6 protein-coding genes are annotated in these 12210 nt (G+C 75.4%); all 6 read right to left on the bottom strand.

What is annotated here, in order from left to right; translation table 11 throughout:
- Nucleotides 1-12: 12 nt before the first annotated feature.
- The 6 genes from ACFV6D_RS08085 to ACFV6D_RS08060 all read right to left on the bottom strand — a co-directional run bounded on the left by ACFV6D_RS08085 (nucleotide 13) and on the right by ACFV6D_RS08060 (nucleotide 12169).
- Entirely contained in the window at nucleotides 13-1146 is a 1134-nt protein-coding gene (locus tag ACFV6D_RS08085) for a hypothetical protein (protein WP_380558903.1), read from the bottom strand.
- A 313-nt stretch (nucleotides 1147-1459) separates the two neighbouring features.
- A complete protein-coding gene (locus tag ACFV6D_RS08080) occupies nucleotides 1460-2671 on the bottom strand; it encodes a DNA polymerase III subunit delta' (protein WP_363370692.1) in 1212 nt (403 codons plus the stop codon).
- 243 nt (nucleotides 2672-2914) lie between these two features.
- Nucleotides 2915-6439 (bottom strand): dTMP kinase, encoded by a 3525-nt coding sequence (gene tmk, locus ACFV6D_RS08075; protein ID WP_380558902.1) that lies wholly within the window; start codon nucleotides 6437-6439, stop codon nucleotides 2915-2917.
- Between the two features lie 216 nt (nucleotides 6440-6655).
- Entirely contained in the window at nucleotides 6656-9538 is a 2883-nt protein-coding gene (gene topA / locus ACFV6D_RS08070; protein ID WP_380558900.1) for a type I DNA topoisomerase, read from the bottom strand.
- Between the two features lie 390 nt (nucleotides 9539-9928).
- The gene (locus tag ACFV6D_RS08065; RefSeq protein WP_063348697.1) at nucleotides 9929-10387 is read right to left on the bottom strand and encodes a DUF3592 domain-containing protein; all 459 of its coding nucleotides are present in this window, start codon (nucleotides 10385-10387) and stop codon (nucleotides 9929-9931) included.
- Nucleotides 10388-10636: 249 nt separating this feature from the next.
- On the bottom strand, nucleotides 10637-12169 hold the full coding sequence (locus ACFV6D_RS08060) for a methyltransferase (protein ID WP_380558898.1): 1533 nt from the start codon (nucleotides 12167-12169) through the stop codon (nucleotides 10637-10639).
- Between the last annotated feature and the right edge of the window lie 41 nt (nucleotides 12170-12210).

The following is a 12210-nucleotide window of genomic DNA, read 5'->3' as shown; positions in this document are numbered from 1 at the left end:
GTCCACACCGGGTCAGGACGCCTTGGCCAGCGCGTCGGCCAGGTACTGCGCCGCCTGCCGGACGAGCCGCATCCGCTCCCGGTCGGGGGTGTAGTCCTGCACGTTGTCGGAGATCTTCACCTCGGCCTTGGCCGCCGGTCCGGCCCCGGCCTGGAGCGCGGCCTGGAGCTTGCGGGCCGCGTCCAGCCCGGCCGTGTCGGCCTTGGCGGCGGCCAGCAGGAGCTTCGCCGCGCTGCCGGCCGGGGCCTCGGCGCCGGCCTGGGTGAGCGCGGCGGCGTCGTAGCGGCCGGACACCGCGGCGGCCGCGCCGTACAGATCGGGGCGGGACAGCCCGGCGGCGGCCGCGCACGGAGCACCGCCCTCGACACCGAGGGTGCCCCAGGAGGCCGGGCCGGGCGCCAGGATGCGGAACGAGGCGGCGATGGCGGCGCGCAGCGTCTCGTCGTCGGCGACGGCGGCCGGCGCGGCGGCGACCAGGTCGCAGGGGTGCGCGGTGCCGTTCGGCGCCTCGGGGGCGACCAGGATGAAGGGGCGGGCGCGGCCGGTCTGCAGGGCCGCGGTGAGGCCCTCGAAGACGTCCGGGACCTCGGCGTCGGCGGTCTTGCGCGGGGTGGCCGCCTGCATCACGACGACCGGGAAGCGCGCGTTCGGCTCCTTGGCGTACTGCGGCGGCAGCCAGACCCGGACGGTGCGCGGCTGCCCGTCCGGGCCGGGCACGGCGGACTGCAGCAGTTCGCCGCCGCCCGGCTGGCCGACGCCGTCGAAGTGGCTCACGGCGGCCGACGGGGCGCCGGAGGCCGCGGCCGGCTCCGCCACGACGGGCGGCGCCGGCTGCTGCCGGACCGCCGGTCCCCCGCCCGGGCCCGCACCCGCCGCGCCGACCATCGACTCGGCCCGGTCCGATTCCTGGCCGCGGGGGGTCAGGCCGCCGAACGCCCCGAGCGCCGTGAGCAGCGTCAACGCGGTGACGCAGACCCCGCAGATCATCGCTCCGGCCGCCCGCACCAGCATCGGCCAGCGTTCACCGGCCAGTTCGTAGGTCGCGGCGGCGCGCAGGTCGCGCCAGCGCTGGAGCGCGCCGCGGGCCAGCCAGATCCCGCCCAGCGCGGCCATCAGCAGGGGGATGACGAGGAGCGAACGAACCATGGGACGCACCGCCTCGGGAGGAGGGCCGGCGCCGGACGGGACCCGGTGCCGTACGGGGGCGACGGCCCCGGCACCGGGGCACAGTCGGCCCCCAGCGTGCACAACGGGCGGACGGTCGCACGCGGGTGTGACCGGCGCGTATCGATCGTTCACTCGAAGGTGGGACAACGGGACGGCTCCGGGAGGCCTACGCCGGGCACCCGGCCCGACGGTCCCACCCCGAACGGCCCAGTGGTCCAAGGGCCCAGCGGCCCAACGGACCAGCGGCCCAACGGACCAGCGGCCCGACAGACCGACGGCCCGGCAACGCAGCTCAGCCCGCGCGCAGCGCCACCGTCATCGCCTCGACGGCGAGCAACGGGTCCACGTTGCGGTCCAGCGCCTGCCGGCAGGCGAGCACCGCCTCGATCCGGCGCAGCGTGCCCTCCGGCGGGCCGTCCTGCGCGACCCGGTTCAGGGCCTGCCGCTGGTCCTCGTTGGCGAGGGTGCCGCTGGAGCCGAGCTGGAGCGCGAGCACGTCCCGGTAGAAGCCGAGCAGGTCGAGCAGCGCGACACCGAGGGTCTCCCGGCGGGTGCGGGTGGCCCGGCTCTTCTGCCGCTTCTCCAGCTCCTTGACCGCCCCGGCCATGCCGCGCGGCGCCTTGCTGCCCTCGGCGGCGCCGTAGGCGGCCTTCAGGTCGTCGGTCTCCTTGGCGTCCTGGGTCTCGGCGAGCGCCTCGGCGTCGGCCTTGGCGGTGTCGACGAGACGCTGGGCGGCGGCCAGGCAGCCGCCGATGTCGCCGACCTCCAGCGGGATCCGCAGCACCTCGGCGCGGCGGGTGCGGGCCTGGTCGTCGACGGCGAGGCGGCGCGCGCGCTCGACGTCGCCCTGCCCGGCGAGTGCGGCCAGCCGGGCCGTCTCCGGGTCGACGCCGTCGCGGCGGACCAGCATGTCGGCGACGGCCTCGGCGGCGGGCGTGCGCAGGACGAGCAGGCGGCAGCGCGAGCGGATGGTCGGCAGCACGTCCTGGACGGAGGGGGCGCAGAGCAGCCAGACGGTGCGCGGGGAGGGCTCCTCCACGCCCTTGAGCAGCGCGTTCGCGGCGGCCTCGGTGAGCCGGTGGGCGGCGTCGACCAGGATCACCGACCAGCGGCCGCCGGTCGGGTAGCTGGAGGCGCGCAGCACGAGCTCGCGCATGTCGCCGACGCCGATGGACAGGCCGTCGGTCCGGACGTACTTGACGTCGGCGTGGCTGCCGGCCAGCACGGTGTGGCAGCCGTCGCAGAACCCGCAGCCGGGCGTACCGCCGAGCGCGAGGTCCGGGCTGGTGCACTGGAGGGCCGCGGCGAACGCGCGCGCGGCGGTGACCTGCCCGGCCCCGGGCGGGCCGGTGAACAGCCAGGCGTGCGTCATCAGGGAGGCGTTCCCGCCCGGCTGCGGGCCGGCACCGCGGCCGGCCGCGATCGTCGCCCCGGCCGACCGGGCGGCGGCGGTCAGCTGCTCGACCACCCGCTCCTGGCCCACCAGGTCGTCCCAGACGGCCACTGCTGCTCCCAAGCTCAGTACGGCAGCGCTCCCGGCGCCTCTTCCCCGCCGTCGAGCATACGTGTCCGCTCCGACAGCCACGGCGCCCTCCGGAGCGCCCACCGCCGAAGGAGGCGCCCCGCCACCGAAGGCGACGGGCGGCGCCGCCGGGGCTCTCCACCCCGACGACGCCGCCCGTCGTCCGTACCGCTGTCCTACCGTCGTCCGTACCGCCGCACGCCCGAGGCCGGCCCCGGCCGCCCCTCAGCCCCGACGGCCCCAGCGCCGGCCCTTGCCCTTGCCGCCGCCCTCGCCGACCCCGCCCTCGCCGACCCCACCCTGGTCGCCCCCGGGGGCGGGCCGGTCCTGGCCGCCACGCGGGTCCTGCGGGGCCGGGCCGCCGTGATTCCAGCGCGCCCACTCGTCACGCGAGCCGAGCAGGGTGTCGGTGAGGCTCGGCAGATCATCCATCGGCGTCTCCTCGGCCCACTCCGGCCGGGGTCGCTCGGCGGTGGCCTGCGACTCGTCGGCGGGCTGCGGCTCGTCGCCGACCACCGGCAGCTCACGGGTGCTGTCCACCGGCTCCTCGCGCCACAGCCCCAGCGGCACCCGGTCCTCGGTACGGCCCGCCCCCGCACGGCCCGGCTCCACCCGGCCCGGGGCCGGACGCTCCGACAGAGAACGCTCCGACACAGAACGCCCCGGCGCCGGACGCCCCGGCTCGATCCGCGGCAGCACCGCGGTCCGGTCCGCCTCCTCCGTGACCTTCGGCAGCACGGCCGTCTCGTCCACGGCGGTCAGCGGGACGACCGGCAGCTGGGCGGTCGCGTCGGCGGCCTCCGCCGCCCGGACGGCCGCCTGGCTGTCCCGCAGCGACAGCTCCCGCGTCGCCTCGTCGGTGCCGCCGGGCCCGGGAGTGCCCACGGGCCCCGCCCCCGGGACGTCCCGGACGGCCCGCAGCTCGGTGGTCACGGCGTCCCCGGGAACCGAACCAGCGGCCGGACCGGCAGCCTGACCAGCAGCCGAGCCCGAGGCCGAACCGGCCGAGCCCGCCAGGCCGGCCGATCCCGCCGCCGCCCGATCCGCCGCCGTCTGCGCCGCCGCAGCCGCGGCCGCGAGCGCGGCGGCCTGCGCCAGCCGGGCCTCCTCGGCCCGCTGCAGCGCCTCCTCCGCCCGGCGACGCTGCTCCTCGCGCTGGAGCTCCCGCTGCCGCTGCAGCTCCGCCTGGGCGGCCGCCTCGTCGGCGAGGCGCTTGCGCTCGGCGGCCTCCGCGGCCAGCCGGGCGTCCTCCTCGGCCTTCCGCTTGGCCTCCTCCTCGGCGCGGCGGCGGGCTTCCTCCTCCGCCCGGCGGCGGGCCTCCTCCTCGGCCTTGCGCCGGGCCTCGGCGGCGGCCCGTTCGGCCTCCTCCTTGGCCAGCCGCTCCTGCTCGGCCTGTTCGGCGCGCAGCTGCGCCAGCACTTCCTGCCGCTTGCGCTCGGCGGCCTCGGCCTCGGCCTTCTTGCGGGCCTCCTCGGCGGCGCGGCGCTCGGCCTCTTCGCGGGCGAGCCGCTCCTGCTCGGCGCGGGCGTCCTTCTCCTGCTCGGAGAGCGGCAGCTCGCGGTCGAGCCGGTGCCGGATGGCGGTGGTGACGAAGCCGGGGGCCTGGCTGCCGTCGACGACCAGGTAGCGCGCCGGGTCGGCGGCCGCGAGGGCGAGGAAGCCGGCCCGGACCCGCTGGTGGAACTCGGTGGGCTCGGACTCCAGCCGGTCGAGCGCCTCGGTGAAGCGCTCCCGGGCCCTGGTCGGGTCGACGTCCAGGACGACGGTCAGGTCGGGCAGCAGCCCGCCGGTCGCCCAGCGGGAGATCCGGGCGACCTCGGTGGCGGCCAGGTCGCGTCCGGCGCCCTGGTAGGCGATGGAGGAGTCCATGTACCGGTCGGTGATCACCACGGCGCCGCGGGCGAGGGCCGGCCGGATGACGTTCTCGACGTGCTCGGCCCGGTCGGCGGCGTAGATCAGCGCCTCGGCGCGGTGCGACAGGCCGGTGTTGCCGACGTCCAGGACGAGGCCGCGCAGCCGCTGGCCGACCGGGCTGCCGCCGGGCTCGCGGGTGAGCACGACCTCGTGCCCCTTGCCGCGGATCCACTCGGCGAGCGCCTGGGCCTGGGTGGACTTGCCGGCGCCGTCGCCGCCCTCCAGGGCGATGAAGAAGCCGGTGCCGGCGCCCTGGCGCGGGGCCGGGCCGACGGCGCCGCGCACCGCGTCGACCAGGTCCCGGCCGAAGGGCGCGGTGCCGCGCCGGTCGTCGGTCCGCAGCAGGACGACGGCGGCGAGGACCAGCGTGAGCAGCCCCGAGGTGGCGACGGCCAGGGCCGCACCGCCGTGGATGAAGGTGAACGAGCCGGGCTCGACCGTGCCGTACTCGACGTCCCCGTACGCCGCGGCGATCAGCGGGACGACGACCAGCGCGGCGCCGACCACGACCCGCAGCACCGCGTACAGGTGCTCGGTGACCTTCGGCAGCCGGGCCTCCTCGACCTCCTGGCCGAGCAGGGTGCGCCCGGCGGAGACGACGATCCCGGCGGTGAGGCCGGCCAGCACGATGAGGGCCAGGACGAGGACGAAGTCCAGCACCAGCCCGGCCAGGATCAGCGCCACACCCTCGGTGAGCAGCGCCAGCGCGAGCAGGCGGCGGCGGGAGAGCGCGGGCAGCGTGGCCCGGGTGAGCCGGGAGCCGAGGGCGGGCGCCGCGGTGGCGGCGAGGACCAGCAGGCCGTAGCCGATCGGCCCGGCCCGGTGCTCGGCGGCGGTGAGCAGCGCGAGCGCGGCGACGCCGGCCATCGAGGCGTACCCGGCGGCGACGGCGAAGGTGAAGTACGGGGCGCTGCCGGTGCGGCCCTTGCTCAGCGCGGGGCCGGGCGTGGCGTCGGTGGGGGCGCGCAGGCCCTGCAGCGGCGAGTGCGGGGCGACGGCCACCGGGCCGACGGGCAGCTGCTGGAGGTAGTCGCGGGCGGCCGAGGCGGCGAACAGGCCGGCCGCGCCGAGCGCGGCGAAGGTGACCTGGTGGGCCCGGAGCCAGTCCGAGCCGAGAGCGGCGCCGATGTTGTTCAGCAGGGTGAGGGCGACCAGGCCGGCGGCCGCGAGCGGCAGGGTGGCCCAGCCGGTGAAGCGGTCGATGCTCCGGACGGTGTCCAGGTGGGCGGCGGCGGGCCGCTGCTCGGCCGCGGGGGCGTACGGATCGGCGGGCGGCAGCAGGCCGGGGACGGCGGCGTCCTTGGCGATCCCCCGGACCCGCTCGGCGGCACCGGTGACGAACACGGTGGCGAGCAGGACGTAGGCGGCGGCGCCGGAGGGCTTCGGGCCGGAGCCCAGCCAGACGGTCCACCAGGGCGCGAGGCCGATCAGCAGGGCGCACAGCGCGTCGGCGCCGAACAGCGTCCAGCGCCGGTCCAGCCGGCCGGCGACCAGTCGGTGCACCGGTCCGAGCAGCGCGACGCCGACCAGCCCGGTGGCCGCCAGCCGGACGGCGAGGACCGCCGTGACGGCGAAGGCGAGGCTGCGCGGCAAGGCGCCGAACTGGCCGCCGAGGGCGACGGCGATCACGGTGAGCGCGAGCAGCACCAGCAGGCCGAGCCGGTCGGCGGTGCCGCCGATCAGCTGGGTGGTCCACAGGCGCCGGTAGGGGCGCGTCCGCAGCAGCGCGCGAGCCCGGTCGACCGGGGTCCCGGCTGGCGCGACCTCGGGCAGCCCGGACGTGGCGTCGCGGGCGGCCGGGGCGGCGCTGGGGGTGGGCTGCTCCTCGCTCGTCATACGGTCAGCGTAGCGGGCTGGGGTTGACCGGAATGAGATGAACGGGGTTCCGGATCCCGCTCATCACCGGGTTGTGACGTTCCGCGCACACCGTCCGACCGGCCTCGGGCCCGCGTCCCCGGGGTGGGGTCGCGGGCCCGTAAGCACTGGCGGGGCACTGGCGGCGGCGCTGGCAGCGGCACCGACGGAGCCCCCTGCCGGAGGATCCGGAGGAGATCAGCCCTCGTCGGTGGCCGCGGCCTTCCCGACGGCGGTCTTCTTGGCCGCCGTCTTCTTCGCCGCGGTCGCCTTCGTCGCCGTCGTCTTCGTCGCGGTCTTCTTGGCGGCGGTCTTCTTCGCGGCCGCGGTCTTGGTGGCCGCGGTCTTGGTCGCCGTCGCCTTCTTGGCCGGGGCCTTCTTCGCCGGGGCCTTCTTCGCCGTCTTCTTCACCGGCCCGCGCGCCCGCTTCTCGGCGAGCAGCTCGTAGCCGCGCTCCGGCGTGATGGTCTCGACCTCGTCGTCCTTGCGGAGCGTGGCGTTGGTCTCGCCGTCGGTCACGTACGGTCCGAAGCGGCCGTCCTTGACCACGACGGGACGCTCGCTGACCGGGTCGGTGCCCAGCTCCTTGAGCGGCGGGGCGGCGGCGGCCCGGCCGCGCTGCTTGGGCTGGGCGTAGATGGCCAGGGCCTCCTCCAGGGTGACCGTGAACATCTGCTCCTCGTCGGTGAGCGAGCGGGAGTCGGTGCCGCGCTTGAGGTACGGGCCGTAGCGGCCGTTCTGCGCGGTGATCTCCACGCCCTCGGCGTCGGCGCCGACCACGCGCGGCAGCGAGAGCAGCCGCAGCGCGTCCTCCAGGGTGACGGCGTCCAGCGACATCGTCTTCAGCAGCGAGGCGGTGCGCGGCTTGACCGCGTTCTTGCCGGTCTTGGGCGTGCCCTCGGGCAGGATCTCGGTCACGTAGGGGCCGTAGCGGCCGTCCTTGGCGACCAGCATGTTGCCGCTGACCGGGTCCGGGCCGAGCTCGAAGTCGCCGCTGGGCTTGGCCAGCAGTTCCTCGGCCAGCTCGACGGTGAGCTCGTCCGGCGGCAGCTCGTCGGGGATGTCGGCGCGCTGGCCGGGCTCGCCCTCGACGTCGGAGGCGCGCTCGACGTACGGGCCGTAGCGGCCGACCCGCAGGGTGATGTCGTCGCTGATCCGGAACGAGCTGATCTCCCGGGCGTCGATCGCGCCGAGGTCGGTGACCAGTTCCTTCAGGCCGCCCAGGTGGTCGCCGTCGCCGTTGCCGGCCTCGGCGGCGCCGCCGGTCGCGTGGCCGTCGCCCTCGCCGAAGTAGAAGCGCTTCAGCCACGGCACGGACTTGGCCTCGCCGGCCGCGATCCGGTCGAGGTCGTCCTCCATCTTGGCGGTGAAGTCGTAGTCGACCAGCCGGCCGAAGTGCTTCTCCAGGAGGTTGACCACGGCGAAGGAGAGGAAGGACGGGACGAGCGCCGTCCCCTTCTTGAACACGTACCGGCGCTGGATGATCGTGTCGATGATCGACGCGTAGGTGGAGGGGCGACCGATCTCCCGGTCCTCCAGCTCCTTGACCAGCGAGGCCTCGGTGTAGCGGGCCGGCGGCTTGGTGGCGTGGCCCTCGGGGGTGAGCTGCTCGGCGGCCAGCGGGTCGCCCTCGACGACCTGCGGCAGCCGGCGCTCGCGGTCGTCCAGCTCGGCGTTCGGGTCGTCCGCACCCTCGACGTAGGCCTTGAGGAAGCCGTGGAAGGTGATGATCTTGCCGGAGGCGGAGAACTCGACGTCACGGCCGTCCGCGGACGCGCCGCCGACCTTGACGGTCACCGACTGGCCGACCGCGTCCTTCATCTGGGAGGCGACGGTGCGCATCCAGATCAGCTCGTAGAGCCGGAAGTCGTCACCGGTCAGGCCGGTCTCGGCGGGGGTGCGGAAGCGGTCGCCGGAGGGGCGGACGGCCTCGTGCGCCTCCTGCGCGTTCTTGACCTTGCTGGCGTAGGTGCGCGGGGCGTCCGGCAGGTAGTCGGCCCCGTACAGCTGGGTGACCTGCGCGCGGGCGGCGGAGATCGCGGTCTCCGACAGCGTGGTGGAGTCGGTGCGCATATAGGTGATGAAGCCGTTCTCGTACAGCTTCTGGGCCACCTGCATGGTCCGCTTGGCGCCGAAGCCCAGCTTGCGGCTGGCCTCCTGCTGGAGCGTGGTGGTGCGGAACGGCGCGTACGGCGAGCGGCGGTAGGGCTTGGACTCGACGCTGCGGACGCTGAACGCGGTCTGCTCCAGGGCGGCGGCCAGCTGCCGGGCGGCCTGCTCGTCCAGGTGCAGCGTGTTGGCGCTGCCGGCCTTCAGCCGGCCGTCCGAGCCGAAGTCGCGGCCGGTGGCGATCCGCTTGCCGTCCACCGAGGACAGGCGGGCGCCGAGGGTCTCCGGGTTGGCCGCGTCGGCCGGGGTGCGGCCGGTACCGAAGGTGCCGACCAGGTCCCAGTACGAGGCGGTACGGAAGGCGATCCGCTCGCGCTCGCGCTCGACCACCAGCCGGGTCGCGACGGACTGCACCCGGCCCGCCGAGAGCTTCGGCATGACCTTCTTCCACAGCACCGGCGAGACCTCGAAGCCGTAGAGGCGGTCGAGGATGCGGCGGGTCTCCTGGGCGTCGACCAGGCGCTGGTTGAGCTCGCGCGGGTTGGCCACCGCCTCCTGGATCGCCGTCTTGGTGATCTCGTGGAAGACCATCCGGTGCACCGGCACCTTGGGCTTGAGCACCTGCTGGAGGTGCCACGCGATGGCCTCGCCCTCGCGGTCCTCATCGGTGGCGAGGAAGAGCTCGTCGGACTCCGCGAGCAGCGACTTCAACTTGCTGACCTGGGACTTCTTGTCCGCGTTGACCACGTAGATGGGGGCGAAGTCGTGGTCGACGTCCACCCCGAGGCGGCGCACCTCGCCGGTGTACTTGTCCGGGACCTCCGCCGCGGTACTGGGGAGGTCGCGGATGTGCCCGACGCTCGCCTCGACGATGTAGCCGGGGCCCAGGTAGCCCTTGATCGTCTTCGCCTTGGCCGGCGACTCGACAATGACGAGTCGCTGTCCGTGCGCGGTCTCGCTGCTCGGGGACACCTTCGCTCTTCTCTCCCGGTCCTTATCTGGGCTGGTCGGCGCCGGCAGCACGGGCTGCGCTCCGCCCGACCCCTCCACCGCCCCGGGGCTGCCGCTGTACGACGACCCCACCAGCGGAGTGTGACCGTACCCCGGCCACTCTTGTCAAACGGAAGGATCCCGCGTTTTCACTTTGCCGGGCTCACCGACGCCACTCGAACGGTAACCCGATGACAGAGGTTCGCGCCCCGTGGAGGGGGGGTTCGGCGGGTTCCGGAGGATGGAATGACGGATTTCAAAATCTGTCAACGGAATATCGACGGCCCCACGGAGGGCCGCAGCGGGGCCTCCGCAGAGCGCCGGCCACCGGTTCCCGGCGAGCCCGACCGGGGTCGGGCATACGCCCAGGATTCAGCCGTTGACCGCCACGAGCAGCCCGGCACCCGCCGCCAGACAACCCATGCCGAGCACGCTCCACAGCAGGTCGGCGACGGCGGCCCGGCGGACCTCCCCGGCCGCCAGCACCACCCGGCTCGGGCGGCGCGGGTCGTAGCAGATCCGCACCGGGGCGCCCGGAGTGAAGCGGTCCGGACGGCGCAGCGGGGTGTGTCCGCGCGGACGGGTGAGCACCAGCTCGGCGATCCGGCCCGCTCCGGCCCCTTCGGCCGGGGGCAGGACGGAGAAGGAGAGCAGCGGGGCGCTGTCGAGCTGGCCGTGCGCCTCGTCCTCGGCCACGACCGTGGCCACCGCCGACGCCCCCGAGCGGCGCATCCGGTGGCGCAGGCGCACCTCGGCGGCGCACCAGAGCAGCAGCACGCCACCGAAGAGGGCGAGCACCAGCCCGCCCACCGTCGCCGTCGTCGTGTCCACCCCTGGCCCCCGGCTCCCCAGCTCTGTCCACAGCCTGTGGACAGAGCCTCACAGCAGGGGGCCAACGCGCGGCGGCCGACCGGAGACCGCCGGACGAACCGGGGAGTACGGGAAGGTGAACCGGCGCCGACCGCCCCCGCCAGGGGCGCCACACCGAGGGCGCCGCGCCCGGGTGCATCACCCCGAGGACGCCGCGCCGGGTGCGCCGGGTGCCCCGCGGGTCAGGCGCGCCACGCCAGGTGAACCGGGTCAGCCTGCCGGGCGGATGAACCCCTGCTCGGTCAGCAGCCGCAGCGACTCGGGCACCCGGTCCCGCAGGACCACCCGGTCCTCGCCGAGCAACTGCGCGATGGCGTCCACGATCTCGCCCGCCGACAGCGAACCGTCACAGACCCCGACGAAACCGGCACCCACCGTGTCCACCTTGGTGGCCCGCCGCATGCCCCGGTTGTGACGCAGGATCACGTGCTCCGGGTCCTCCGCGCCCGGCTCGCCGACCTGCTCCTGGACCACCTCGTCGGCCAGCACGTAACGGGTCGCGAGCAGGCCCGCGTCGTCGTGCGAACGCAGGAAGTCCTGCCGGTCGAACCACTCCTCGATGTGCGGGCCCAGCGGCTGCTCCACCGGGTGCGGCCACTCCTCCACCCGGACGGTCGGGCGCTCCGCGCCGCTCGCCCGCAGGGTGATCCAGCCCATGCCGATGCCCTCGACCCGGCCCGCCTCGAAGGCGTCCAGCCACTCGCCGTACCGGGCCTGGTAGTCGCCGCCCGGACCGCGGTGATCGCCGCCGTCCCGCAGCCACAACTCGGCGTACTGGGCGACGTCCTGAACCTCCCGCTGGACGATCCAGGCGTCCAGTCCGGTGCCCGCCACCCAGCCGGCCAGCCGCTCGTGCCAGTCCTCGCCCTTGACGTGCTGCCAGTTGGCGAGCAACTGGCAGTAGCCGCCCGGCTCCAGGTGGTCGGCGGCCGAGCGGACCAGGCTGCGGCACAGGTCGTCGCCGACCATGCCGCCGTCGCGGTAGGTGAACCGGCCGGTCGGCGAGATCACGAACGGCGGGTTGGAGACGATCAGGTCGAACCGGCGCTCCCCGACCGGCTCGAAGAGGCTGCCGGTGAGTGCCTCCCGCCGCTCGAAACCGGACAGCGCCAGGGTCAGCTCGGAGAAGCGCAGCGCGCGGGGGTTCAGGTCGGTGGTGGTCACCTGCCCGGCGTGCCGGGCCGCGTGCAGCGCCTGCACACCGGAACCCGAACCGAGGTCCAGCGCGGACCGGACCGGACGGCGCACGGTGATGTTGGCCAGCGTCGTCGACGCGCCGCCGACCCCGAGCACCAGGTCCTTGCGGGCCACCCCGTGCGCGGTCTCGCCGGATCCGATACCGCCCGCGCCACCCACCGCGCAGCCCAGGTCGGACACCACCCAGGCGTCCGAACTGTCCATCCCGGCCACCTCGTTGGCGTACGGCCGGACGTCCACCGTCGCCCGCACCAGCTCACCGTCGGAGCGCAGCCAGCCGTCGGCCAGGCAGTCCTCGACCGGCAGCGCGGCCGCGGCCACCCGGTACGGCACCGGCTGCTGGAGCAGGAACAGCCGGACCAGCGTCTCCAGCGGGCTGCCGCCCCTGGTCGCCCGGAGCGCCGGCACGGCCTCGCTACGGGCCAACGCCGCATAGCCGGTGGGCCCGAGCAGGTCGAGGCAGCCATCGGCGGTGAACGAGGCGGCGAGCAGCGCCTCACGCAACTTGGCGAGGCGGGTCTGGTCGAGAACGGGGCTACTGATCACCCCGCCATTGTCCCCCCCCCCGCGAACGGGCGCCCCCCGGT

Source organism: Kitasatospora sp. NPDC059812, assembly GCF_042732075.1.
In the GTDB taxonomy this organism is placed as follows: domain Bacteria; phylum Actinomycetota; class Actinomycetes; order Streptomycetales; family Streptomycetaceae; genus Kitasatospora.
Note: the sequence above shows the minus strand (reverse complement) of the source record. Positions and strands in the feature narration are given on the sequence as shown.

What these genes read in the sequence shown, in the direction of transcription:
- ACFV6D_RS08085 (WP_380558903.1), bottom strand. Translation starts at nt 1,146, where the DNA reads ATGGTTCGTTCGCTCCTCGTCATCCCCCTGCTGATGGCCGCGCTGGGC.
- tmk (WP_380558902.1), bottom strand. Translation starts at nt 6,439, where the DNA reads ATGACGAGCGAGGAGCAGCCCACCCCCAGCGCCGCCCCGGCCGCCCGC.